The sequence below is a fragment of the Sporolactobacillus sp. KGMB 08714 genome (genome assembly GCF_036598985.1).
Classification (GTDB): domain Bacteria; phylum Bacillota; class Bacilli; order Bacillales; family Sporolactobacillaceae; genus Sporolactobacillus.
This window is the reverse complement of the sequence record NZ_JAUUBW010000056.1, coordinates 110,676-136,967: the sequence shown is the minus strand read 5'-3', so window position 1 is coordinate 136,967 and position 26,292 is coordinate 110,676. Positions and strand designations below refer to the sequence as shown.

The window sequence follows — 26,292 nt, the reverse complement described above, 5'->3', positions numbered from 1 at the left end:
CTTCTAACGGCTGTTGTCCTTTTTTTCGGAGACTTCGAGCCGGAGCGTTAATGTCGAGAAAATGGCCATGCTTTTTACATGAAAGCGATAGGTAACGTCTGCGGCGGTAAAAGGTTTCCGTTCGACCGCTTTTTCGATCAGCTGCTGGCTGTCCGCAACCGATTCAATGCTGTGATTGATCACGGAATTCAGTTCATCGGCAACGGCCTGTTCGAGTTCGGTACGGATGGCCTTTTCCAGGCCGGCATCGGCAATCGTCACGTCTACTTCCTGAACGGTCATCTTCTTTTCCAACTGTTCATTTTTTTGTTCTTCGGCGTCGATGAGCGCTTTTTTCTGCTTTTCCAGCATCTGGATCTCCGCGCTTTGTTCTCTAATTTTATCGATCTGTCTTTCCTGAGCCGCCCCGAAAAGAAAAAGGAAAAAAGAAAAACCGACGAGCACGCCGATGACGCATCCGGCCAGAAATCGCTGCCGGTCCGGCATACGATGATAGGGGGGGATACGCATCAGCCCGACCTCGTCAGCCACTGGACAATCAGGCTTGCCGAGTGGGCTCCAACCATGGCCGAGGCGATCAGCAGGAGATGTTTCAGGACTTCGGCGGGACTGCCATTGAGGAATCCGCGCTCCAAATTTTCAATGGTATCGAATGTGCCGCCGATAGCGGTGACAACGGCCCAGATTTTCATCGTGGAAGCCAGTCTGCTCATTTCCGAAAACGGCGGCTGGCTGATAAAAAATGCACCGATTCCGCCGACGATGCATCCGCCGATGATCACGCCGAAAGCGATACAGTAATTCATGATCGCCGTTGCGAAAAAAGCGCGCATAGACTTTCTCCTCCTTCAGGAGCTGCTGCAAATTTCAAAGAAAAACTTTAACTGCCCTTGTACAGATTATGGGACGGGTCGTGCCGTTATTCCGGTTTTTCATCCGATAGCCTGTATACTATAATGAATGAAGAAAGTCGGAAAAAGGGGAGAATGACAGCATGCCGTTTGTACACCTCCATGTACACAGTGAATACAGTCTGCTGGACAGTACCTGCCGGATCGGGCAGCTCGCCGAACGGGCCAAAGAGGAAGAACAGAAAGCGTTGGCTCTGACCGACAGCAATGCCCTTTACGGCGCGATTCCGTTTTACCATGCCTGCAAGAAGAACGGCATTCGTCCGATCATCGGCATGGAACTTTCAGTAGCCGTCGAGCGTAATAACATAGGGGGAAAAAGCGGAGAAAAAGAAGATGGCGGCCCGCTCATTCTGCTGGCGGAAAACAACGAAGGTTACGGCCATCTGGTCAAACTGGCTTCCATTGTTCAATATAAAAAGGCCCGCACGGTCAGTATCGAAGAACTTGCCGAATACTCGGCGGGTCTGCTCGCTTTATCGGCCGGTCCGGAGGGGCGGATCGACAGGCTGCTTGCCGCCGGGCAGCAGAAAGAGGCGGCCCGTCTGGCGGGTCAGCTCGCTGAAATTTTTCCCGGAAGTTTTTTTCTGGAATGCCAGCGTCACGGGCTCAGCAATGAAAAAACGGTTGAACGCGGCAAGCTGGCCATCGGCCGTTCGCTTTCGCTTCCCTTTGTCGCAACAAACGGCGTCCACTATATGGACAAACGGGATGCGGAGGCACATGCGTGCCTGGCGTGCATCCGAAACGGCGGCAGGCTGAAAGATCACCCTTCCGAGCATCCCGATTACGATTTTAAATCCATGAAAGAGATGGAAGAGCGTTTCGCCGATTTTCCGCAGGCGGTCGCGGCGAGTGAACAGATCGCGCAGCGCTGCCGGGTCGATTTTACTTTCGACCGAATGAGGCTTCCGTCCTTTCCGGTAGCGGAAGGGCAAAGTTCGGCTCAGCTGCTGCGTGAAAAATGCGAACGGGGGGTGCGGGAGCGCATCAGCCCGATAACTGCCGAAGTCAGAGACAGACTGGAAAAAGAGCTGAAAATTATTGACCGGATGGGATTCAACGACTATTTTCTGATTGTCGGCGACCTGATCGACCATGCGAGAAGATCGGGATTTATGCCCGGACCCGGCCGCGGCTCGGCTGCCGGCTCACTGGTCGCCTATGCAATGAAAATCACTGAAGTGAATCCTTTGAAATACAACCTTCTTTTTGAACGCTTTTTGAACCCCGAACGGATTACGATGCCGGATATCGATATGGATTTTCCGGATGTCGACCGCGATAAAATGATTGCTTATGCCTATGAAAAATACGGGAAGGAGCATGTAGCCCAAATTATTACCTTCGGAACGCTCGCGGCCAAAGCTGCCGTCCGTGATGTCGGCCGGGTGCTGGGCGGGGATCCCCGGCTTGTCGATCGCCTGGCCCGCCTGATTCCTTCCGCTCCGAAAATGACATTGAAAAAAGCATATCAGGAATCTCAGAAACTGCGCGATCTGCTGGCCGGCTCGCGGGAAGCCGCTTTTCTGTTCCGCCTGGCCGGACAGGTGGAAGGATTGCCGAGGCACTCGTCGATCCATGCGGCGGGGGTTGTGTTCAGCGATCAACCGCTCACTGATATCGTGCCCGTGCAGAAGGGGCATGACAACATTCCGGTGACGCAATATCCAATGGATGTGCTCGAATCGCTGGGGCTTCTGAAGATAGACTTTCTCGGGCTCAGGAATCTGACCTTCATGAGGGAGATTATCCGGCGCGTCTCGCTTCGGACCGGGAAGGCCTTTCACGTCGAAAACATTGCTCCGGCCGATCCCGCAACTTTTCAGCTGCTCAGCCGCGGCGATACGACAGGCATTTTTCAGCTGGAATCTGAGGGAATGCGCCGGGTGCTTCGAAAACTGAAACCGACGGAATTCGAAGATATTGTTGCCGTTGCCGCTCTCTATCGACCCGGGCCTGTCCGATTTATCGATCAGTATGTGAAAAGAAAGCACGGCGAGGAAGCGGTTTATTATCCCCATCCCGATCTGGAACCTATTCTCGCCCCGACTTACGGGGTTCTTGTGTACCAGGAACAAATTATGCAGATTGCCGTGAAGATGGCCGGCTATTCGCTGGGACAGGCCGATATACTGCGCCGCGCGGTCTCGAAAAAAAAGCGGGGAATGATTGAGGAACAGCAAAAAAGCTTTCTGGCCGGCTGCAGGAAGAATCACTATCCCGAAGACACGTCGCGCCGCGTCTTTGATCTGATCGTCCGCTTTGCCAACTACGGATTTAACCGTTCTCATGCGGTGGCCTACAGCATAATATCCTATCGGCTTGCCTATCTGAAAGCCCATTATCCGCAGGAATTCATGTCTTCGCATCTGTCCAGCATCGTCGGCAGCCAGGATAAACTCGCTTCGTCGGTCATGGAAATCCGCAGGGCAGGCATGGCAGTTTATCCTCCGTCGGTCAACCGCAGTCCGGGGGCGTTCGAACCTCTTGGGAACGGGATACTTTTTGGGTTGTCGGCAATAAAGAATCTGGGTGCCGGAGCGATCGGAGAAATCGTTGAAGAGCGGGGGAAGCACGGCGCTTATCGTGATTTATACGACTTCTGCCGCCGGGTCTCCTCCGGAAAAGTCAACAGGAAAGCTGTCGAATCACTGATTTTTTCCGGGGCGATGGACGAGTTCGGTGCGGATCGCGCGGTTCTCCTCGCGACTCTGGATCAGGCAATAGCGGCAGACGAGGAAGAACGGAAGGGGATTGCCGGCCAGGCTTCTTTTTCAATGCCCGAGAATCCTCAGGATGGCTATACGGATGTTCCGCCGCTGACTGCTTTTGAAAAAATGCGCTATGAGAAAGAAGTGCTTGGCGTTTATTTGTCCGCCCATCCTATGGAACGTTTCCGTGCCGGGCTTCCTTCGCGGATTCTCACGATCGGCCGGGCGATGCAGCTTTCCGGCGGACAGTCCGTCACTCTTGCGGTGATCGTGGAACAGCTTCGGCCGGTTCGGGCTCAATCCGGGCAATGGATGGCTTTTTTCTCTGTCAGCGATGAATCGGGCCGCGCGGAGGCCGTCTGCTTCCCTCCTTCTTATGAAAAACTGCAGGATGTCCTGCAGAACGACCGGCTTGCGGTGATTGAGGCAAAGCTGCCTGAAGATCATAAAGAAGGCAGGCCGCAGCTGAGCGTTTATCATGCCATTGAATGGGACGATTTTCTTTCCGGACGGCGGATGGTGCTTTTCCTGAAGATCGACGGCGCTCATAATCATCCTGATCTTCTTGCCCGGCTGAAAACAGAAATAAAGGGGCACCCGGGTTCTCACCGCATCGTCCTCCACTATGAATCGGGAAGGACCGTCGGACTGGCTTCGAATTATGCGGTGTCGGCAGAAAAAAAGTTTCTTGAGGAAATGGAACGATTGCTGGGAGAAAAAAATGTGATGCTGAAACCGAGCAGAATTTTTTCGTATGATGATAAAAAGGGTATAAAAAAATAAGCGCCGTTTTAAGATAAAAAAACCAAGAGGCGTCCGGGCCCCGGGTTTTTCAAGTTTTTCTTTAAAATTCCAAGGAAGCTCTGTTATAATTAAGAAGTTTGGGGACTGATCAGCCGGGCAGAAGCCGATCGGCAAACATCGGCATGAATGCCCGCTTTTATGGAATCTGCCGGATCGACATAATAAAATAACACAACATAATCTATAGAAAGCAAGAAAAAACATTCGACGATTCAATGAAAAATGAGTGAAAAAAAAACGACATGTTAGAAGATTCGACTGATTTCTGGCTTGGAAAAAGTTAGAGGGTGATATACTTGTTAAAGGACTTTTTTGTTAAAAAGAAAAAGTACGCCACAGTTCCGTCCACCAGAGCGAAGCAGGAAGTTCCCGAGGGCATTGTGATAAAATGCCCGAAGTGCAAAAAAATTATGTATGTCAAAGAATTGGAAAAGCACCTGTATGTCTGCCAGTCATGCGGTTATCATTATCCGCTGAGCGCCTATGACCGTGCCGGCATGCTTTTTGACGAAGGGACTTTTACGGAATTCGACAGAGACATGATCTCGGAAAATCCGCTTCATTTCCCGAATTACATGGACAAACTGGAGAAGGACAAGCAGAAAACGAATCTTAACGAGGCCGTTCTGACCGGCAAGGGGAAAATTGAAGGTTATGAGGCTGCCGTTGCGATTATGGATAAGAGGTTCCGCATGGGCAGTATGGGTTCTGTCGTCGGGGAGAAAATTACCCGGATGATAGAATATGCCGAAAAGGCCGGCCTTCCGGTAATCATCTTCTCGGCTTCGGGAGGCGCGCGCATGCAGGAGGGTATGCTGAGCCTGATGCAGATGGCTAAGACCAGCGCTGCGCTTAAATCATTCAGCGATAAAGGAGGCCTTTACATTTCGGTCATGACTCACCCGACCACGGGCGGAGTTTCTGCAAGTTTTGCCTCTCTGGGCGATTATAATTTTGCGGAACCGGGCGCGCTGATCGGTTTTGCGGGCCGGAGGATTATCGAGCAGACGATCGGCGAAGAATTGCCGGATGATTTTCAGACGGCTGAATTTCTGCTGAAGCACGGACAGCTTGATCAGGTCGTTGAGCGGGGCGAGCTGAGGCACGTCCTTCAAACGGTGCTGTCGATTCATGCCGAAGGGAGTGACGGCGCATGGGACCCGGCCTCGAATTTGAAAAACCCGTCAATGAACTGAAAGATAAGATTAGCGAACTGAAACAGTTCATGGATGACCGGGGCATCGACCTCTCTGAAGAGCTGGATCACCTGGAAAAACGGCTGGCAGCGCTGGAAAAAGAGACATACGGCAATATGGCGCCGTGGGAACGCGTCCAGATCGCGAGAGATCTGAAGCGGCCGACGACGCTGGACTATATTCCGCTCCTCTTCACAGATTTTATTGAATGCCACGGCGACCGTGTTTACGGGGATGATGCCGCGATTGTGGCCGGCATCGCCAAGTTCCATCATCGGCCGGTGACCGTTATCGGCGAGCAGCGGGGGCGGGATACAAAAGAAAACATTCTGAGAAATTTCGGCATGCCTCATCCCGAAGGCTATCGAAAAGCGCTGCGTCTCATGAAACAGGCTGACAAGTTCCATCGGCCGATTATTACTTTTATTGATACAAAGGGCGCTTTCCCCGGCAAAGCGGCCGAAGAGCGCGGCCAAAGCGAAGCGATCGCGAGAAACCTTTTCGAAATGTCGGGACTGTCCGTGCCGGTTGTCTGTGTGGTGATCGGAGAAGGAGCGAGCGGCGGCGCTCTGGCAATTAGCGCCGGCAATCGCATTCTTATGCTGGAGAATGCCTGGTATTCGGTTATTTCTCCGGAAGGAGCGGCGGCGTTGCTGTGGAAAGATGCCGGCTTGGCTGAAAAGGCTGCGGAAACAATGAAAATCACGGGATCCGATTTGAAAAAAATAGGCATAATTGATAAACTGATTCCGGAGGTTTTGGGCGGTGCACACCACGACCCGAAAAAGCAGGCTCGGCTGATTGACGAAGCACTGGTCGAGTCTTTGAAAGAACTGGACAAACTAAGCCAATCCGAGATTCGGAAACAGCGATCGGCTAAGTACCGGGCAATCGGCAGTTTTGCCATGTCGCCGGGCACTCCGGCAAGTTAACAGGCTGCTGCATCATGCAGGAGTACTCGAATAAATAATGAGGTGATTGTAATGTTGAAAAGGATTGGCGTTTTAACAAGCGGCGGCGATGCTCCCGGTATGAATGCGGCGATTCGTTCGGTCGTCCGAAGCGGCATTTATCGCGGAATTGAGGTTTACGGCATCTACCATGGCTACAAGGGGCTTATTACCGGCAACATAAAGAAGCTTGAGGCGTCGGACGTCGGCGACATCGTTCAGCGCGGAGGGACAATCCTTTATACGGCGCGCTGCGAGGAATTTAAAACGGAGGAAGGCCGTGCCGTTGCCATCGAACAGCTGAAGAAGTTCGGCATCGAAGGACTTGTCGTCATCGGCGGCGACGGTTCTTTTATGGGCGGTGTCAAACTGACCGAACTCGGTTTTCCGACGATCGGCATTCCCGGCACGATCGATAATGACATTCCCGGCACCGACTTTACGCTCGGTTTTGACACGGCGCTGAATACGATTATCGACGCGATCGACAAAATCCGCGATACGGCCACTTCCCACGAACGCCGTTTTATTATCGAAGTGATGGGCCGCGGATGCGGCGATCTGGCTCTGTGGTCGGGTCTTGCGGACGGTGCGGAAACGATTATGATTCCTGAGAAGAAAGAAAACATCGACACAATTGTCGAGCGCCTGAACCGCGGCCTGCAGCGCGGGAAAAAACATAATATTATTGTTGTTGCGGAAGGCGTGGGCAGCGCGAACGATGTTGCCGAAGCCATTAAAGCGCGGGCAAACATGGACACGAGGGTGACCGTGCTCGGGCACGTCCAGAGGGGCGGTTCGCCGTCTGCGTTCGACCGTGTTCTGGCAAGCAGAATGGGGCACAAGGCAGTTGAGCTGCTGCTGAACGGCGATAAGGGCAAAATGATCGGCATAGAAAATAATAAAATTGTCGCTCATGACATTCTGGACATTGTTACGAAAAAGCACGAATTCAATAATGACCTGTTTCAGTTGGCTAAGGAATTATCCATATAAACCAAGGCAGCTCAAAATAAGGAAAAGAGATTGCCGGAAAGGCCGATCCTTTTTCCAACATTTATAAGCGGCCATTATTAAAAAGCTGGGGGCATTATGATGAGAAAAACGAAGATTGTTTGTACTCTGGGACCTGCAAGCGATACGGTTGAACGTCTGGTTCAGATGATCCATGCCGGCATGAACGTGGCTCGTTTCAATTTCTCCCACGGCGACCACGCGGAACACCATCAAAAAGTCGTAAATCTTCGCGAAGCATGTAAGATAACGGGCAGGACAGTGGGCATTCTTCTTGATACGAAGGGACCTGAAATCCGCACGCATGATATGGCCACTCCGGAGGTTCTGCTTGAAGAAGGAAAAAATGTCGACATTTCCACAACTGAAGTAGCCGGAACTGCGGACAAGTTTTCAATCACTTATCCCGAACTGATTAATGATGTCAGTATCGGCTCAAGAATTCTGATCGATGACGGACTTGTTGAACTCGAAGTGACGGGAATTGATAAGGAAGCGGGCCTGATTCACAACAGGATTCTGAATTCCGGCGTTCTTAAGAGCAAAAAGGGAATCATTGTCCCCAATGTCAGCATTAATCTGCCCGGCATGACCGACAAAGACGCGGACGACATCGTTTTCGGAATCGGCGAGGGCATTGATTTTATCGCTGCTTCTTTCGTCCGCCACGCTTCGGATGTTCTGGATATCCGCAAACTTTGCGAAGAACACGGCGTTCACGATATTCACATTTTTCCGAAAATTGAAAGCCAGGAAGCTGTCGACAATATCGATGAAATTCTTCGCGTCTCCGACGGCCTGATGATTGCCCGCGGAGACCTGGGTGTTGAAATTCCGCCGGAAGATGTTCCGCTTGTTCAGAAGAGATTGATCAGGATGTGCAACCGTGCCGGCAAAACGGTCATCACGGCGACGCAGATGCTTGATTCGATGATTCGGAATCCGCGCTGTACGCGTGCCGAGGCGAGTGATGTTGCCAATGCCATTTTTGACGGAACGGATGCAACGATGCTTTCCGGAGAATCGGCATCGGGAAGATGGCCCGTTGAAGCGGTCCGGACGATGAGCAATATCGCAACGAAAGCGGAAACGGCTCTGGATTATCCGGCCATCCTCAATCGGCTGAGCAGTTCGAACGAGAAGACGATTACGTCGGCAATCGGAGAAGCTGTGGCCCGTACGGCGCTCAGCCTCGATGTCGGTGCGATTATTACATCGACGGTCAGCGGATATACGGCGCGCGTCGTCTCCCACTATCGTCCGAAAGCTCCGATCATTGCCGTGACCAACTCAGAGCGGGTGGCGCACAAGATGTGTCTGGCCTGGGGTGTCACACCGGTACTCAGCGAAGTGGCAAAGACGACAGATGAAATGTTTGATATTGCAATCGACAGTGCCGTTAAGTCGGGGCTGGTCAAGAAGGGCGAACTGGTTGTCATTACTGCCGGCCTTCCTGTTGCCGAAGCGGGTACAACCAATCTGCTCAGGGTACACGTTGTCGGAGACGTTCTGGCGCAGGGCCAGGGTGTCGGGCGCAAGGCTGCGACGGCTCCGGTATATCTTGCAAAAGATGCCGACGACGCCAACCGCAATATGCCTGACGGGGCCATCCTTGTTGTCAAGGCGACAGATAAAGAATATGTTCCGGCAATCCGCCGCGCCGCAGGCATCGTCACCGAAGTCGGCGGGCTGACTTCCCATGCCGCCGTCGTCGGCGTGGAATTTGAAATCCCGGTCGTTATCGGTGTCGACAAAGCGACCGGAACATTAAAGGCGGGCGAAATCATCACGCTGGACGGCGAACGCGGCAAGATCTATCTCGGCCATGCCAATGTGCTTTGATCGAAAACAGGCTTTAAGGTTAAAGAAAAGAAAATATTTGTGATAGAATCAGGGAAGGTGTAGTACAGGCACCTTCTTTTAATTTTATTGGGTTGGGGTGATTGACGTGAAAATCTCGAGAACAAGAATTGTGGCACGGTATAATGAGACCGATAAAATGGGGATCATTCACCATAGTCAGTATGTTAATTGGTTCGAAATAGCCCGAACGGAGTGGATTAAAGCAACCGGCATGTCCTATCGGCAGATTGAAGAAGACGGTCTGATGCTGCCGGCCATCGGGATCGAGGTCCACTATCATTCGCCGGCACGTTTTGAAGACGCCGTGATTGTTGAAGCATCGATAAAGAAATACGACAGCGTGATCATCAGCTTTTCGTATCGTGTCATCAGAGAAAACGATCAGAAGCTGCTAACGGAAGGGACAAGCACTCACTGTTGGACAAATATAGAAATGAAGCCTGTGTCTTTGAAAAAAAGAAATCCGGAACTGCACCGGCTCATTTTAAATGCGGCCGGTATGTCCTGAGATAAAGAAGGGCGGGGAATCCGTGATGAAAAAGACGCTGATCCTGATTCTTCTGTATGTTTTTGCTGAATTGTCCGTACTGGTTTATTTCGGGCGGGTGCTTGGCGTTCTGTACACATTTCTCCTGCTCCTTGCCGGTGCATTCCTGGGCATCTGGACAGTGAAACGGCAAGGGCTGTCAGTCGTGAGAAGAATAAGGAACGATCTCGATCAAAGAAAGATTCCGGGCGAACCGCTGATAGACGGAGCCTGTATTTTGATCGGCGCGTTTCTTTTTCTCCTTCCGGGATTCATCAGTGATCTTGCCGGCCTGCTGTTTCTTGTCCCTTCTTTTCGTTTTTTAATAAAAAAGCGGATTTCGCGCTGGCTGAAGAAACGGATCGACCGCGGCGGTTTCTGGTTCGCTTCTTTAGGAAGGCGCAGGTAGCCGGCGTCCGTGTTATGTTTATTTTTTCCCGAGGATAAAAAGCCAGACCGCACGCAGCGTGCCGGCCCGGTATAATGCTTTTACAATGACCAGGCTCAGCGGACCAATGATCAGGCCCGCGAATCCGAGCCATCTGAAACCGAAATAAAGCGCCATAAGCGTGGCGAGTGGATCCAGCCCGATATGCGCCGACAGAATTTTCGGCTCCAGCAGCTGACGCTGAACGGCGACAGCCGCGTAGAGGCTTGTCAGCCCGATCGTCAAAAAATAATGATGCATCAGGAACTGATAGAGAATCCACGGAATAAAAATCACGCTTGGGCCAAGATACGGAATCAGGTCGACAGCTCCTGAAATAAGGGCAATCGTAAAAGGCTGATCGGTTTTCAGCACTTTAAGGCCGAGATAAACGACGATCATGGTCAGCGTCACCAGGATAAATTGGGCCCGTACAAAACCGGTGCAGGTTTTCCCCAAATCCTGCCAGACCTTCCGGATCGGAACGGCGATGGCCGGCGAAACCTTGAAAAGGGAGAGATGCCGCTTGATCTGTTCCGAATCTTTAGAAAGAAAAAAGGCGGCTAAAAAAATAAACAGAGCGGAGACCAGTGTACTCGGCAGCGAAGAGACGAATTGCGTCAGGCTGGAGATCAGATTGCCGGCCAGATTGTTGATCAGATCCGCCGCTGCTTGCGCCATACTTTCGATATTGAGCTGGATCGCTTTCTGCTGGCCTTCGGGGAGTCCGGAGAAAAGGTGCAGGGCATGTTCCCAGAAGGGGAGCAGTTTATTGAAGAAGAGCGACTGAAGATCTTTGATCAGCACACCGAGCTGGCCGGGAACGGTCCTCGTGAGCGACGACAGGCCTTTTATCAGTGCCATGGCGGTGAATAAGAGCATACCGATCACGAGAGAGAAAAGCGAGAAGAGAACGATAAAAGACGACAGACCTCTCGGAAGGCCCGTCTTTCTTTCAAGAAAGGAAACAATTGGATTCAGGAAAAAAGAAAGGACGCAGGCAATCAGAAAAGGCAGAGCATAGCGAACAGCGAGAAACAGGAAAAGTAAAATGCACCCGAGAATGGACAAGACCAGAACAGCCCGTGCAATCATCAGTAAATATGAAGTCAAAGGTCCTGTTTTCTGCGAATCCATGTCCACATCCCACCTTATTTTTTATCTCTATGCGCCGGGTGCTGCTTCTATGACTGCTCACTTCTTCAGCAAAGTCAAAAGGACAGGGAGGTGTTTTTTGTTCACAAAATTGTCAATAACGGCTATAATCATCATGAAAGGCGAACTGTCTTGGAATATTTTTATTAAGCGCTTACAATAAGGACCTTGAAACAACAGAATGCTTTAAGGAGGGAATTTAATTTGACGACGACTAAGGGATTGGAAGGCATTGTTGCAACAACCTCGGCAATCAGTTCTATCAATCGCGATGTGCTGACTTATCGCGGTTACAGTATTCATGACCTGGCTAATGAGTCGACATTTGAAGAAGTTGTCTATCTGCTTTGGAACGGCGAACTGCCGTCTGCCGATCAATTGAATGCTTTTAAGGAGAAACTGGCGGATAATGCGAGTGTTCCCGATGCGATTTTTGATATCATTAAATCTTTTCCGGGGACAGTACATCCGATGGCAGTGCTGAGAACGGCGATTTCCGCGCTGGGCGTCTTTGATCCGGATGCGGAGCGGATGGACGTACGTTCAAATATAGAGAAAGCTGTCCGGATTCAGGCCAAGATCGGAACCATCGTTGCCGGGTTTGCAAGAATACGGAATGGTGAAGAGCCGATTTCCCCAAGAAAAGATTTAGGGCTTGCAGCTAATTTTCTGTATATGCTGAAAAATAAAGTGCCGACCGATACCGAAGCGAAAACATTTGATACGGCGCTCGTGCTGCATGCCGATCATGAACTGAATGCATCGACTTTCACGGCAAGAGTCTGTGTGGCTACCCTGTCCGATATATACTCCGGAGTGACTTCTGCCATCAGCGCTTTGAAAGGTCCGCTTCACGGCGGTGCAAACGAACAGGTTATGAACATGCTGGAAAAGATCGGATCGCTCGATGAAGCTGATGACTTTATTAACGATGCACTTGCGAACAAAAAAAAGATTATGGGATTCGGCCACCGGGTATATAAGAACGGAGATCCCCGGGCAAGAATCATCAAAAAAATGGTGGAAGAATTGACGAGCCGCGGCGCCGAAACGAAATATTACGATATATCCCTCCGTATCGAATCCATAATGAAGGAAAAGAAAGGGCTCTTGCCGAACACGGATTTTTATTCGGCGACCTTGTATCACACTCTGGGTATCCGCAACGATCTGTTTACGCCGGTTTTCGCCGTCAGCCGGACTTCCGGATGGGTCGCCCACATTCTCGAACAGTACAGCGACAACCGTCTGATCCGTCCGAGAGCCGAATACAACGGACCAGATCTCAGACCGTATATTCCCCTCGAAGAACGCTGAAGGTCTGCGGGGCTCCGAAGATTTCAGCGGATGGCGCATTGCCGACGTCAAAATGTTATAATTAAAATAAAAAAAAGAGATTTAAATAGAGAGTAGTCTGGGAGGTACATGACGTGGCACAAGGAGAACAGATCAAGTTCGGAAACGGTATTTTAAACGTACCGAATCATCCGGTTATCCCTTACATTGAAGGAGACGGTATCGGGCCGGATATATGGAAGGCGGCTTCCCGGGTTTTTAATGCCGCTGTCCGGAAGGCGTACGGCGGTGAAAAAGAGATTGTTTGGAAGGAAGTGCTGGCCGGCCAGAAAGCATTTGACCGGACAGGAAACTGGCTGCCTCAGGAAACGATTGATACAATAAAAAAATACATGATTGCGATAAAGGGCCCCTTGACGACACCTGTCGGCGGGGGAATAAGGTCGCTGAATGTGGCCCTTCGCCAGCAGCTCGATCTTTTTACCTGCCTGCGCCCTGTCCGCTATTTTGAAGGCGTCCCTTCGCCGGTTAAGCATCCTGAACGGGTGAATATGGTTATTTTCCGTGAAAATACGGAAGATATATATGCAGGTATCGAATTTGAGGCAGGCACGCCCGAAGTGCGGAAAATCGTCGATTTTCTTCAAAATGAACTGGGTGTCCGGAAAATTCGCTTCCCGGAATCTTCCGGGATCGGCATTAAGCCGGTTTCGAGGGAAGGGACGGCCCGTCTCGTCCGTGCGGCCATTCGCTACGCCATTCATGAGGACCGTAAGAGTGTGACCTTTGTTCACAAAGGAAATATTATGAAGTTTACAGAGGGCGCTTTTAAAAATTGGGGCTATGAAGTGGCCGAAAAAGAATTTGCCGATCAGACGTTCACGTGGAAGCAGTATGATACGATTGCCGCCGAAAAAGGAAAAGACGCGGCGAATGAGGCTCAGAAACAGGCTGAAGCCGAGGGCAGGATTCTGATTAAGGACGCGATTGCCGATAATTTTCTTCAGCAGATTCTGACACGGCCCAATGAATATGACGTAGTCGCCACGATGAATCTTGACGGAGATTACATCTCCGATGCCCTTGCGGCTCAGGTCGGCGGGATCGGTATCGCGCCCGGCGCCAACATAAATTATGAAACGGGCGTTGCCATTTTTGAAGCGACACACGGAACGGCTCCCAAGTATGCCGGGCTGGACAAAGTGAATCCGTCGTCCGTGATTTTGTCGGGCGTTCTCATGCTGGAACATATGACATGGTACGAACCGGCAAAACTGATTATCCGCGCGATCGAAAAGACGATCTCGAGCAAGACGGTGACCTATGATTTTGCCCGCCTGATGGACGGAGCGACGGAAGTAAAATGCTCGCAGTTCGCGGATGCTGTCATCGGCAATATGTAAATTTGCAAGGCGCAACAGTTCCTTTAACAGAAGAAACAGCCGTATGAGCGTACCGGCCGAATCGGCAGATGTATGCATCGTCGGCTTTTTCAAAATGGCAGCGTATTCAACCCGCTTTTTGAATACGAATGTCAATATAGGGAGGAATAGACATGTCGTCCAGTCGTAAAAAAGTTACAGTTGTAGGAGCAGGTTTTACCGGATCGACAACCGCTTTTCTTATTGCACAGAAAGAGCTTGCCGATGTTGTGCTGCTGGATATTCCCAAAATGGAAAATCCGACAAAAGGGAAAGCGCTCGATATGCAGGAGGCGGGTCCTGTTGAGGGATTTGATTCAAAAATTGTCGGAACGTCGGACTACGAGCAAACGGCGGACTCGGATGTCGTCATTATTACGGCGGGAATTGCCAGAAAACCGGGGATGAGCCGCGATGATCTGGTTTCCATTAATGTCGGCATCATGAAGGATGTCACGAAACAGGTTGTTAAATTCTCACCGGACTGCACAATCATCGTGCTCAGCAATCCCGTGGATGCGATGACTTATACCGTCTATAAGGAATCGAACTTCCCGAAAAATCGAGTGATCGGCCAGTCCGGTGTCCTTGATACAGCCCGTTTCAGGACGTTTATTGCCCGGGAGCTTAATCTGTCGGTTGAAGACGTCACAGGTTTTGTCCTCGGTGGGCACGGAGATTCCATGGTCCCGCTGATCCGTTATTCTTACGCCGGCGGTATTCCGGTCGAGACACTGATCCCGAAAGAACGGATGGACGCGATTGTCGAAAGGACACGCAAGGGCGGCGGGGAAATCGTTTCGCTGCTCGGGAATGGCAGCGCTTACTATGCGCCGGCGGCTTCTCTTGTCCAAATGGCGGAAGCGGTGCTGAAAGACAAGAGACGTATCCTGCCCGCCATTGCCTATCTGGAAGGAGAGTACGGATATCGTGATCTCTGTTTCGGGGTTCCGGTCGTCATCGGAAAGAACGGCATTGAAAAAGTGATTGAACTGAATCTGACCCGGGAAGAAAAGGCCGCTTTGGATCAATCGGTTGAATCCGTCAAACAGGTGCTTCAGACGATTTGATTGAATGAAATATTTTACTTTTTGTCTCTATTTTGCTGAAAATCTGATCCTATAAGATGCAGATTTTCGGCATTTTTTTACAAAAAATAAGTTATTGGAGATGGGCTGTTTCTTGATGTTTTCTTCCGGAAAACATCAAGAAGCAGCCCTTGTGCATCTCTATATTGAAAATCGGATCGGAAACGGAAAAGCAATACGGAGGAAGGCTTGCACGAATCCGGATAAAAATTCTGAACGTGCAGATGATAGAAAAGGGCCGGCTATGAGGCCGGGCCTTGAAAATTGCTGAACTGTTTGTTTTTATTTGGTACAATAAATTTAGAAAGTGTGTGCAGTCAGCAAAATTCCGTGTAAATCGACAAGTAAACCATTGCGTTTACAAAATATTTACATGGGCTTCATACTCGATTAAAAGAGGAACCTTAATATGGGAAGTGCAATAAGGTCACTCAAAACTTGAGGGGGAAAACATTCTCATGAAAAAGAAAAGCTTGCTAACGATTGGCTTGTTTCTTGTTCTTGCCCTGACGCTGGTCCTCGGCGCATGCGGGAACGGAAGCAGCTCAGGAAGCAGCACATCGAGCTCCAGCTCAAAATCCAGTGCTTCGAGCTCTGCACCACTTTCAGGTAAGCTGACAATCGGCGGTTCAACGGCCCTGCAGCCGCTTGCTGCACAAGCTGCAAAAGAATTTATGGACAAGAATCCTAATGTTCAGATCGACGTCCAGGGCGGCGGCAGCGGTACCGGATTGAGTGAAGTATCGGCCGGCAACTTTGACATCGGCAACTCCGACATTTTTGCAGAAAGCAAAAAAGGCATTGACGCATCAGCATTGACTGACAACAAAGTAGCCGTCGTCGGCATGACGGCCGCTGTCAATCCCCAGGTCGGCGTAACGAATCTTTCGAAGGCAGACCTTCAGAAAGTTTTCACCGGTCAGGTCACGAACTGGAGCCAGGTCGGCGGTAAAAATGTGAAGATTACGTTGGTAAACCGTTCTGCCACTTCAGGTACGAGAGCAACTTTCGATCAGTTCGCTCTGGATAACAAGACCCCTGCAGAAGGTATTACTCAGGATTCGTCCAACACGGTTAAGAAGATCGTTGCTCAGACTCCTGGCGCAATCGGCTATCTTGCCCTCTCTTATTTCACTGCCGGTGACAAATCGATCGTTAAACTCTCCATTGACGGAGTACAGGCTACGGAAGACAACGTCGCCAGCGGCAAATTCCCGGTTTGGTCTTATGAACACATGTATACGAAGGGCGCACCGACAGGCCTTGCCAAAGCGTTCATCGATTACATGATGAGTGACACCGTTCAGACGAAGGATCTTCCGGCACAAGGCTATCTGACGGTTAACAAAATGCAAGTCGTACGTGATGCTTCCGGCAAGACAACAAACAAATAAACCGGATGTTATGTACTTAATTAGAAAATAAGATGAATTTAAGCTGTCGACGGCTAAGCGGGATTTGTATTTTACATCCCGCTTACCGTCGTATCTATGAAAAATGCTCTGAGTTGTAAAAAATGAGGTGTAACGATGAAAATCAGCAAAGCGATGATCAGCCCGTCGGATGGCCGTTCAGAATCATCGTTGTTAAGAGAAAAAGGTTTGATTAAGAGGTTCACCGACCGATACAGTGAATCCAGGGGAAAAGTTATCATCTTCGGCAGTGCCATCATCGTCATCGTAGCGGTTGTCGCTATCACATTGTTCCTGACGCTTCAGGGGTTACGGTCCTTTTTCGTCGATCATATAAACTTTTGGACTTTTATTACGGGAACGGATTGGAATCCCGATCAGACAAAGAATCCGTCTTTCGGGGCCTTCGCATTTATCTTCGGTTCGATGTCCGTTACTTTGCTGTCGGCACTGATTGCTACACCCGTTGCCATCGGGTCCGCCATATTTATGGCAGAACTGGCTAAAAAATGGGGCCAGAAATTGCTGCAGCCCGTTATTGAGATCCTTGTCGGCATCCCTTCTGTTGTCTATGGATTTATCGGACTGACCACGATCGTTCCGTTTATGCGTGTTCATTTCGGAGGTTCCGGATTCAACCTGCTGGCAGGAGCGATTGTCGTTGGTATTATGATTCTGCCTACCGTTACGAGTATTGCCGCGGACAGCATACGTGCGGTTCCGGATTCGCTGCGCGAGGCATCCTATGCCATCGGTGCCACAAAATGGCAGACGATCTGGAGAGTCGTTATTCCGGCAGCCGGATCGAGTCTTATAACGGCTATCGTTCTCGGCATGTCCCGGGCATTCGGAGAGGCATTGGCCGTTCAGATGGTCATTGGCAACGCAACTAAATTTCCTCACTCTATTTTTGATCCCACCGCCACTTTAACAACGATCATTACCTTAAGCATGGGCGATACGATTTCCGGCAGCCGGGTCAATGATGCTCTTTGGTCACTGGGACTGATTCTATTAATCATATCCTATATCTTTATTCTCATTCTCAGGCTGCTTTCCAGAAGGAGGAATGCGTGATGAACAGCAAGGTGACCAATCGCATCGCTCTTTCACTGATCGTTTTTTGTGCGTTGATTATGGTGGCTACTCTGGCGGCTTTACTGGGTTATATTTTAATAAAAGGCATTCCGAGTGTCTCCTGGCACTTCCTTACGTCGGAATCGAGCGCTTTTATGGCCGGGGGCGGGATCAAAGATCAGCTCTGGAATTCGTTCTACGTCCTGATCATCACGATGATACTGACCGTCCCGATCGGCACGAGCGGAGGAATCTACCTCGCTGAATATGCCCGGCCCGGTAAACTGACTTCTTTCATCCGTTCGTGCGTTGAAGTGCTTGCATCCTTGCCTTCCATCGTTGTCGGGATGTTCGGCATGCTGATTTTCGTCAATTACTTCGGCTTCAAATTTTCTGTTCTTTCCGGTGCACTCGCGTTAACGGTTTTTAATCTTCCGGTTATCGTCCGGGTGACCGAAGACGGTTTCCGTTCCTTGCCGCTTCATCAGAAAGAGGGGGGCCTCGCTCTCGGACTCACTCATTGGCATACCATTAAGACCATTCTTCTCCCGGAAGCTTTTCCAAGCATTTTAACAGGAATTATCCTGTCCGCAGGGCGGGTATTCGGTGAATCTGCGGCTCTGCTGTTTACAGCCGGAATGTCCACTCCGGATCTCAATTTTACGGATTGGAATCCCGTATCGCCGAATTCACCTCTGAATTTATTCCGTTCTGCTGAAACACTGTCGGTTCATATCTGGGCGGTCAATACATCAGGAATCATACCCGATATCCAGACAGTGGCTAACGGTTCATCGGCTGTTCTGGTCATCTGTGTCCTGTTGTTTAACTTGCTTGCGCGGGGTCTCGGTAAAGTCGTTAATCAAAAATTATCAGGAAGATAATGGGGAGGAAAAGAAGATGGTAGTCCAGATGGAAAATAAAATTACGTCCTTTGTAAATAGCGAAGCCGAGGATCGTCCTGTTTTAATAAATGTTCAAGACACAAATATTTACTATGGTGATAATCATGCGGTGAAAGATGTAAATATGCCGATTCATGAAAAATCGATTACTGCTCTGATCGGTCCGTCCGGGTGCGGAAAATCGACATTTATCCGTACGATAAACAGGATGAACGACTTGATTCCCTCTGCAAGATGCGAAGGGAATATCGAATATCGCGGAGTCAATATATTAAGTCCGAAAGTAGATGTCGTGAAGCTGCGTACGGAAATCGGGATGGTCTTTCAGCAGCCGAACCCGTTTCCAAAATCAATCAGCGAGAATATTCAGCTTCCTCTGAAATTTGCAGGTATCCACAACAAAAAAAGATTGAAAGACGTCACGGAAAGCTGCCTGAAACAGGTCGGGCTGTGGGAAGAAGTAAAAGATCGTCTGGACCGGTCCGCCATCGGCCTGTCGGGCGGGCAGCAGCAGCGTTTGTGCATTGCGCGCGCGCTTGCTCTGAAACCGGCCGTGATTCTTCTTGACGAACCGACTTCGGCGCTTGATCCTGTTTCCAGTGCGAAAATCGAGGAACTGCTCCTTCAGCTCAAAAAAGAATACACGATTGTCATTGTCACCCACAATATGCAGCAGGCTGCCCGAATCGCCGATTATACCGCTTTCTTCTACCAGGGCGAATTAGTTGAATTCGGCACGACAAAAACACTTTTCACGGCACCTGAAAAGAAAAGCACGTCGGATTATATTTGCGGACGATTTGGCTGATCGAAACACGAAGTTCTATAGTAATGTTCGGATCACACAAACAGGGGGAGGGTCCGTCTTGGCTAAAAAAATACTGGTTGTCGACGATGAACCGTCCATTGTGACCTTACTCTCTTTTAATCTAAAAAAATCGGGTTATGAGGTCATCACAGCCGGGAATGGCTCCGATGCATTGTCGATAGTCAAAGAACAGCATCCGGATCTGATCGTTCTTGATCTGATGCTTCCCGAAATGGATGGCATGGATGTTTGCAAGAGACTTCGCCAGGATTTCATCTTTATTCCGATTCTAATGCTGACTGCACGCGACGACGAGCTCGATAAAATACTTGGCCTTGAACTGGGCGCAGACGACTATATGACCAAACCGTTCAGTCCGCGCGAGGTAGTTGCCCGTGTCAAAGCTATTTTGCGCCGTACCGATATTGGAAAACAGGAACAGAATGAAATTCTGACTGCCGGCGATATTAAGGTCTATCCGAATAATTTTGAAGCGACGTTTAAAGATCAGGAGCTGCTTCTGACTCCGAAAGAGTTCGAGCTGCTTGTCTACATGATGCAGCACAAGGGCAGAGTGCTGACCCGGGAGCAGCTGCTGAACGCCGTGTGGAACTATGAATTTGCCGGCGACACACGCATTGTCGATGTCCACGTCAGCCATCTCAGAGAAAAAATAGAAGACATGACACGAAAACCGCTCTATATAAAGACTGTAAGAGGGTTGGGTTATAAACTTGAAGAGCCGAAAGCTTGAAAAAAACGTATGGATCCGCTGGGGATTAGTGATTGCCGGCCTATTGTTTCTTATTTTTGTTCTCAACCAGGTTGTTCAGGTTGCCTGTTCTCAACTGGATCAGGAGAGGATGGCGGATCGAAGCAGCTGGATTCAATCCATAACGGTTCATGACGGATCTCTCGATTTGGCGCATGCGCGGGAGGGACTGACAGCCTATGCGCAAAAATCGCCGGTTAAGATTGCCATTTATGACAGGGACCGCCATGTGCTCTACTCTTCAAAGAATCAAAGCAGAGAAGCGCTTTCCTCAAATCAATCGAATGTTTTTTATGAGACGGCGAATTCCTCTGTATACATAACTCCGTTAAAATCGGATCGGCAGATTATCGGCTATCTGCGGCTGGAAAGCAGCAAAACGGTCGTAGTCGGGCTGGGTCTGCTTTACTTTTTTTTCTTTGTTCTCGGCCTGGGCCTGCTTTTCTATCGGGACTATCTCGTGCGTTCCTATGATGTCCCGATTCGGTTTGCGGCACGGATGGCGGAAAATATACTTGACGGATCCTACCACCTGACAGCTTCGGACAGTGTCAAACGGGAAAGTGTCCTGCGGCTGAACCTGGCAATGAATCGCCTTTCCGAAACTCTTCATGAGATAAACCGGTCCTATTCCAGCCAAAGGGACAGCATGACGACGCTTATTGAAAATATCGGCAACGGGCTGCTTTTTATTGACGGCAACGGCCGGATTGATTATGTTAATAAGACCTTTAAAGAAGACTTTAAAACAGCCGCATCTCATTGGGAACTTGCCGACTATCAGGAGGTAATCCCCTACGATGAGGTGAAAGAGATGATCGATGAGGCTTTTCAGTCCAAAAAGCGATTGAAAAAACAACTTCAGCTGACCGTGCATATTGAAAGGAAACATTTCGATGTCTCCTGCGCGCCGATTCTCGACCACCATAAAAAAGTCAAAGGCATTGTGGTTGTTTTCCACGATATTACGGAAATTAAGAAGTTGGAAAACATGCGCAAAGACTTCGTTGCCAATGTCTCTCATGAACTGAAAACGCCGATTACTTCACTGATTGGTTTTACCGAGACGCTGCTTGACGGAGCCAAGGACGATAAGCAGCTTGAAACGCAGTTTTTAAATATCATTCTTCACGAAGGCAGACGGCTCCAGAACCTGATCAAAGATCTGCTCGATCTGTCAAAAATCGAACGCGAGCATTTCACGATTCAATGGCAGAAGGTCTCTCTCTCCAAATTGCTGGACGCAGCTTTATTGATTTTTAAAGAAAAGGCCGACGGGAAAAAGATTGCCATTGACCGGCTTCCGGGCGATGAAGGCTGGGCGCTTGGCGATCCGTACCGCATTCGCCAGATTATGATTAATCTGATCACCAATGCGATCTCCTATACTCCCGAACAGGGCAGAATTGTCCTTTCCGTCAAAGAAACAGCTGATAAGTCAAAGTTTATCATTTCAGATAACGGAATCGGTATTGAAAAAGAACAGATACCAAGAATATTTGAACGCTTCTATCGCGTCGATAAAGCCAGGAGCCGCGATTCGGGCGGTACCGGGCTTGGGCTTGCCATCGTCAAGCATTTGGTTGAAGTGCATGAAGGCAGCATAGACGTTAAGAGCGAACCCGGCAAGGGAACGACATTTACCATATCTTTCAAAAAAACGCGGCCGCCGATTGGATAAAAGCGTCATCTTGCTTTAAAATAAAAAGCGAGGAAAGAACGGATGTTTTGCACTCCAGGAGGATAGCATGAAGAAACTTGTTCTAATAGACGGCAACAATGTTGTTTATCGCGCTTTTTTTGCGCTCCCATTACTGAGCAACAACAGGGGTATGTATACGAATGCCGTATACGGATTCACCATGATGCTTCTGAAAGCGATCGAAGAGGAGCAGCCGACCCATCTTCTCGTTGCTTTTGATGCCGGCAAGACCACTTTCCGGCACAGCACTTTCAAAGACTATAAAGGCGGGCGTCAGAAAACGCCTCCCGAACTTTCTCAGCAGCTTCCGTTTGTTTATCAACTGCTCGATGCAATGGGCATCAAACGATATGATCTTGACAATTATGAAGCGGACGATATTGTCGGCACGCTGTCAAAAAGAGCGCAAGAGGCGGGGTTCGCAGTAGACATTATTACCGGCGACAGGGATTATCTGCAGCTTGTCGGGGACCGCGTCAATGTCTCGCTGATTAAAAAAGGAATTACCGACACCACTGTCTACGATATTCAAAAAGTCAGAGAACGTTACGGAATCGATCCTGAAGGTGTCATCGATCTGAAAGGCCTGATGGGAGACGCTTCCGACAACATTCCCGGTGTTCCGGGCGTCGGAGAGAAGACGGCGATCAAGCTGCTGAAACAGTTCGGGACGGTTGAGGGCGTCTATCAGCAGCTTGACAGGGTCTCCGGGAAGAAATTGAAAGAAAATCTCGGGGCCAATCGTGATCAGGCGCTGATGAGCAAGCAAATCGCAACGATCGACAGGAATTCGCCGGTACAGGTTGCTCTCGATGACTGTGCTTTTGAAAACAAAACCACACCCGAATTAACAGAACTGTTCCGTGAGCTCGGCTTTCAGTCGCTGCTTGAGAAAATGGACCTTCCGCAGAAGGAGAAGGAACCGTCCGCGATGGCGCCGATCAAAATAGAGGCTGTTGAATCTTTTTCCAAGGATCAGCTTGTGTCTCCGAGTGCGCTGGTTGTGGAAATGCTGGATGAAAACTATCATTACGCGGACATCCTCGGCTTTGCCGTTTCCAATAAAAGCGGCACTTATTTTATTCAGACGGATAAAGGGCTGCATGATCCGCTCTTCTGTCGCTGGCTGGCAGACGGCGCGCAGGAGAAGATCGTCCTTGACGGGAAACAGGCAGAAGTCGCCCTGAATTGGCGTGGACAAAAACTGAACGGCCTCGTTTTCGATGTCGGGCTGGCCTCTTATCTTATCGATCCGTCCGAGGCCGGGCAGGATCTGGCAGTGGTGGCTCAAAAAAGAGGCATCACGGATGTCGAAACAGACGATGCTTTTTACGGGAAAGGCGCCAAACGGGTCATTCCGGAAGGAAACGGTCAGGCCGGCCACTTGGGGCGCAAAGCGGCGGTGCTGTTTGCCCTGAAACCGATACTTGAAGAGAAATTGAGAACCAATCAGCAGGAACAGCTGCTTTCGGAACTTGAAATGCCGCTGTCGCGCGTACTGGCCAGAATGGAGTTTACCGGCGTTAAAACAAGCGGTGAGACGCTGAAGGCAATGGGCGGGGAACTGGACGCGACTCTCGAAGTGATCGAACAGGATATTTATCGTTCGGCGGGTGTATCGTTTAACATCAATTCTCCGAAGCAGCTTGGAGAGGTGCTGTTCGAAAAGCTGATGCTTCCGCCTGTAAAAAAAACAAAAACAGGCTATTCTACGGCCGCGGATGTTTTGGAGAAACTGCGCGGCCGTCACGAAATCGTCGGCAAAATTCTCGATTACCGCCAGCTGGGCAAGCTGAAATCCACGTATGTTGAAGGCTTGCTTAAGGTGATCAATCCGAAAACGGGTAAAGTCCATACATGCTACAATCAGTCGCTGACCCAGACGGGCCGGCTCAGCTCGACAGACCCGAATCTACAGAATATACCGATCAGACTTGAAGAGGGCCGCAAGATCCGCAAAGCTTTCCTGCCGTCTGAACCCGGATGGCAAATGTTTTCGGCGGACTATTCCCAGATTGAACTTCGAGTGCTCGCTCATATTGCCGACGATACGAACCTGAAACAGGCGTTCATTGACGGGCTGGACATCCACACCAAGACAGCGATGGATGTTTTTGGTGTGGAAAAGGACGAGGTGACGGCACTGATGCGCCGCCATGCAAAAGCCGTCAATTTTGGCATCATTTATGGAATCAGCGACTACGGCCTGTCGCAAAACCTCGGGATCACGCGAAAAGAAGCGGGCCGGTTTATTGAAAAATACTTGGAAAGCTATCCGGGCGTTCAACGCTACATGAAAGAGATCGTCCAAAAAGCGAGAAAATCCGGTTTTGTGACAACTTTACTAAACAGGCGGCGCTATCTGCCGGAGATCACAAGCCGCAATTACAATCTGCGCAGCTTTGCCGAACGGACGGCGATGAACACGCCGATTCAGGGCAGTGCCGCCGATGTGATCAAGAAAGCGATGGTCATCATGGATCGCCGGCTGGCCGAGGAACATCTAAAATCACGCATGCTGCTTCAGGTGCATGATGAACTGATTTTTGAAGTTCCCGAAGAGGAAATTGAAAGAATGAAGCAGATCGTACCGGAGGTCATGGAACATGCCATTACGCTGAATGTTCCGTTAAAAGTGGAATGCGCGTACGGTCCGACCTGGTACGACGCCAAATGATCCGGGAGCGGGCGGCGCGAATACGCCGCGCGGCCCATCGAACCGGGTTCAGCGATTTCCGATCAGCTTTTCAGGGAATCCGCTGACCTTTATGAAAAAGGGAGAGCAGGCAATGCCGGAACTACCGGAAGTAGAAACCGTCAAAAGAACACTGAATGAACTGGTCATCGGCAAAACGGTTGGGCATGTCGAGATCCGCTGGCCCAAAATTATCAGGCGTCCGCAGGATGCCGGAGAGTTTGCCCGGCTGATGGCGGGCGAAACGCTGCATCATGTCGGCCGGAGAGGCAAATTTTTGCTTTTTTGCTTCGACAGCAAGGTCCTTGTTTCCCACCTGAGAATGGAAGGAAGATACAGACTGGATCGGGAGAACGTTCCCGTCGACCCATATACTCATGTCATTTTTCATTTTACCGACGATACCTCCCTGCGTTATCGCGATGTCCGTAAATTCGGGACGATGCATCTTTTCAGGAAAGGCGAGGAATGGAGGATGCTTCCGCTCAAAGAGCTGGGGCCCGAACCGTTCTCAAACTCTTTTTCGGCAGAAAGCCTGGCGCTGAGCTGCCGAAAAACGACGCGGGCTGTCAAACCGATGCTGCTGGATCAGCGCGCGGTTGTCGGACTGGGAAATATTTATACGGACGAAGCGCTTTTCAGAGCACGTATCCACCCGCTTACTCCTGCCGCGGATCTAACGATGCCGCAGATTAAAACGCTGCACGAAGCGATCGTCGAAACGCTCGGGGAGGCCGTGAAAATGGGCGGAAGCACGATCCGGACCTTTGTGAACAGCCGGGGGCACGCCGGTTTTTTTCAACAGAAATTGCAGGTATACGGACGCAAAGGGATGCCGTGCCCAAGGTGCGGGACGGCAATAGAGAAGATAAAAGTGGGCGGAAGGGGCACACATTTCTGTCCCGCCTGCCAGATTCGGGTGACGGGATCATGATTAAAGTCGGACTGACGGGCGGAATAGCCAGCGGGAAAACCACAGTGTCCGACTGGCTGAGAGCCCGCCGCTATCCACTGATCGACGCAGACCGGATCGCACGCGAAGTGGTTGCTCCCGGTGAACCGGGTTTATCCGCAATAGCCGGTGTTTTCGGGCAGGACATCATTCTGAAGAACGGGACACTGGACCGGCAGGCACTCGGCAGATTGATTTTCAATGATGAAAAAAAGCGCCGGCAGCTTAATGAACTGCTTCATCCGCTGATCAGGGAACGGATCGGATCCCGAGTGAAACAATTCCGGGAATCGGGTGCCCGTGCCGTTTTTCTTGATATTCCTCTGCTGTTTGAGGGGTCTCTTGATCGGTGGACGGATAAGACCCTTGTCGTCTATGTTTCGAAAGACAATCAACTCAGGCGGCTGATGTCGAGAAACCATTTCACGGAAACGGAAGCGCTGGCCCGGATTGATGCGCAGATGTCCCTTGAGGAAAAGAAAAAAATGGCTGATGCAGTCATTGATAATAACGGTTCGGTCGAAGAAACGGTCAGGCAGCTTCAGTCCATTTTAAAACAATGGAATCTTTTATAATTTTCACCGTTTTGTTCCGCAGGTGCAGA

The 26,292-nt window shown here is 50.1% G+C and carries 22 protein-coding genes; 19 read left to right on the top strand and 3 right to left on the bottom strand.

Features of this window, described 5'->3' with window-relative positions:
• Positions 1 to 3: 3 nt before the first annotated feature.
• Both ytrI and Q6A92_RS17975 read right to left on the bottom strand, forming a co-directional pair.
• Positions 4 to 531: a sporulation membrane protein YtrI gene (gene ytrI / locus Q6A92_RS17980; RefSeq protein ID WP_274402148.1), complete on the bottom strand. Its 528-nt coding sequence runs from the start codon at positions 529 to 531 to the stop codon at positions 4 to 6.
• Positions 510 to 833, bottom strand: a complete 324-nt coding sequence (locus Q6A92_RS17975) for a YtrH family sporulation protein (protein ID WP_274402149.1) — start codon at positions 831 to 833, stop codon at positions 510 to 512. Before Q6A92_RS17975 ends, ytrI begins: the two co-directional genes overlap by 22 nt.
• A 161-nt stretch (positions 834 to 994) precedes the next feature.
• Here Q6A92_RS17975 and dnaE point away from each other — a divergent pair, with 161 nt between their 5' ends.
• The 7 genes from dnaE (at position 995) to Q6A92_RS17940 (ending at position 10,387) form a co-directional block, all read left to right on the top strand.
• On the top strand, positions 995 to 4,408 hold the full coding sequence (gene dnaE / locus Q6A92_RS17970; protein ID WP_332238947.1) for a DNA polymerase III subunit alpha: 3,414 nt from the start codon (positions 995 to 997) through the stop codon (positions 4,406 to 4,408).
• Between the two features lie 317 nt (positions 4,409 to 4,725).
• Positions 4,726 to 5,625, top strand: coding sequence for an acetyl-CoA carboxylase, carboxyltransferase subunit beta (gene accD, locus Q6A92_RS17965; protein WP_332238946.1), 900 nt, complete (start codon positions 4,726 to 4,728; stop codon positions 5,623 to 5,625).
• Entirely contained in the window at positions 5,583 to 6,557 is a 975-nt protein-coding gene (gene accA / locus Q6A92_RS17960) for an acetyl-CoA carboxylase carboxyl transferase subunit alpha (protein WP_332238945.1), read from the top strand. Before accD ends, accA begins: the two co-directional genes overlap by 43 nt.
• A gap of 54 nt (positions 6,558 to 6,611) precedes the next feature.
• On the top strand, positions 6,612 to 7,571 hold the full coding sequence (gene pfkA, locus Q6A92_RS17955; protein WP_274402162.1) for a 6-phosphofructokinase: 960 nt from the start codon (positions 6,612 to 6,614) through the stop codon (positions 7,569 to 7,571).
• A gap of 99 nt (positions 7,572 to 7,670) precedes the next feature.
• Entirely contained in the window at positions 7,671 to 9,431 is a 1,761-nt protein-coding gene (gene pyk, locus Q6A92_RS17950; RefSeq protein WP_332238944.1) for a pyruvate kinase, read from the top strand.
• Positions 9,432 to 9,537: 106 nt separating this feature from the next.
• Positions 9,538 to 9,960, top strand: a complete 423-nt coding sequence (locus tag Q6A92_RS17945) for an acyl-CoA thioesterase (protein WP_332238943.1) — start codon at positions 9,538 to 9,540, stop codon at positions 9,958 to 9,960.
• A 25-nt stretch (positions 9,961 to 9,985) separates the two neighbouring features.
• A complete protein-coding gene (locus tag Q6A92_RS17940; protein ID WP_274402155.1) occupies positions 9,986 to 10,387 on the top strand; it encodes an FxsA family protein in 402 nt (133 codons plus the stop codon).
• A gap of 18 nt (positions 10,388 to 10,405) precedes the next feature.
• On the opposite strand, the gene ytvI is transcribed toward Q6A92_RS17940, so the two are convergent.
• Entirely contained in the window at positions 10,406 to 11,542 is a 1,137-nt protein-coding gene (ytvI, locus tag Q6A92_RS17935; protein WP_274402156.1) for a sporulation integral membrane protein YtvI, read from the bottom strand.
• A 222-nt stretch (positions 11,543 to 11,764) separates the two neighbouring features.
• On the opposite strand from ytvI, the gene citZ reads away from it, so the two are divergent.
• The 12 genes from citZ to coaE all read left to right on the top strand — a co-directional run bounded on the left by citZ (position 11,765) and on the right by coaE (position 26,263).
• Positions 11,765 to 12,877, top strand: coding sequence for a citrate synthase (citZ, locus tag Q6A92_RS17930; RefSeq protein WP_274402157.1), 1,113 nt, complete (start codon positions 11,765 to 11,767; stop codon positions 12,875 to 12,877).
• Between the two features lie 113 nt (positions 12,878 to 12,990).
• A complete protein-coding gene (gene icd / locus Q6A92_RS17925; RefSeq protein ID WP_332238942.1) occupies positions 12,991 to 14,259 on the top strand; it encodes an NADP-dependent isocitrate dehydrogenase in 1,269 nt (422 codons plus the stop codon).
• Between the two features lie 152 nt (positions 14,260 to 14,411).
• A complete protein-coding gene (gene mdh / locus Q6A92_RS17920; RefSeq protein WP_332238941.1) occupies positions 14,412 to 15,347 on the top strand; it encodes a malate dehydrogenase in 936 nt (311 codons plus the stop codon).
• 476 nt (positions 15,348 to 15,823) lie between these two features.
• Entirely contained in the window at positions 15,824 to 16,759 is a 936-nt protein-coding gene (locus Q6A92_RS17915) for a phosphate ABC transporter substrate-binding protein (protein WP_274398291.1), read from the top strand.
• Between the two features lie 135 nt (positions 16,760 to 16,894).
• Positions 16,895 to 17,854 carry a phosphate ABC transporter permease subunit PstC gene (gene pstC, locus Q6A92_RS17910; RefSeq protein WP_274398290.1) on the top strand — a complete coding sequence of 320 codons (960 nt, stop codon included), beginning with the start codon at positions 16,895 to 16,897 and terminating at the stop codon, positions 17,852 to 17,854.
• Positions 17,854 to 18,738 (top strand): phosphate ABC transporter permease PstA, encoded by an 885-nt coding sequence (pstA, locus tag Q6A92_RS17905; protein WP_274398289.1) that lies wholly within the window; start codon positions 17,854 to 17,856, stop codon positions 18,736 to 18,738. Before pstC ends, pstA begins: the two co-directional genes overlap by 1 nt.
• Positions 18,739 to 18,766: 28 nt before the next feature.
• Positions 18,767 to 19,567, top strand: coding sequence for a phosphate ABC transporter ATP-binding protein PstB (gene pstB, locus Q6A92_RS17900; protein ID WP_274398314.1), 801 nt, complete (start codon positions 18,767 to 18,769; stop codon positions 19,565 to 19,567).
• Between the two features lie 58 nt (positions 19,568 to 19,625).
• Positions 19,626 to 20,321, top strand: a complete 696-nt coding sequence (locus tag Q6A92_RS17895) for a response regulator transcription factor (protein WP_274398288.1) — start codon at positions 19,626 to 19,628, stop codon at positions 20,319 to 20,321.
• Entirely contained in the window at positions 20,302 to 22,020 is a 1,719-nt protein-coding gene (pnpS, locus tag Q6A92_RS17890) for a two-component system histidine kinase PnpS (RefSeq protein ID WP_332238940.1), read from the top strand. The genes Q6A92_RS17895 and pnpS overlap by 20 nt, the downstream gene beginning before the upstream one ends.
• Before the next feature lie 67 nt (positions 22,021 to 22,087).
• The gene (gene polA / locus Q6A92_RS17885; protein WP_332238939.1) at positions 22,088 to 24,718 is read left to right on the top strand and encodes a DNA polymerase I; all 2,631 of its coding nucleotides are present in this window, start codon (positions 22,088 to 22,090) and stop codon (positions 24,716 to 24,718) included.
• 112 nt (positions 24,719 to 24,830) lie between these two features.
• Entirely contained in the window at positions 24,831 to 25,670 is an 840-nt protein-coding gene (gene mutM / locus Q6A92_RS17880; protein WP_332238938.1) for a DNA-formamidopyrimidine glycosylase, read from the top strand.
• Positions 25,664 to 26,263 carry a dephospho-CoA kinase gene (gene coaE / locus Q6A92_RS17875; protein ID WP_274398312.1) on the top strand — a complete coding sequence of 200 codons (600 nt, stop codon included), beginning with the start codon at positions 25,664 to 25,666 and terminating at the stop codon, positions 26,261 to 26,263. Before mutM ends, coaE begins: the two co-directional genes overlap by 7 nt.
• Positions 26,264 to 26,292 lie beyond the last annotated feature (29 nt).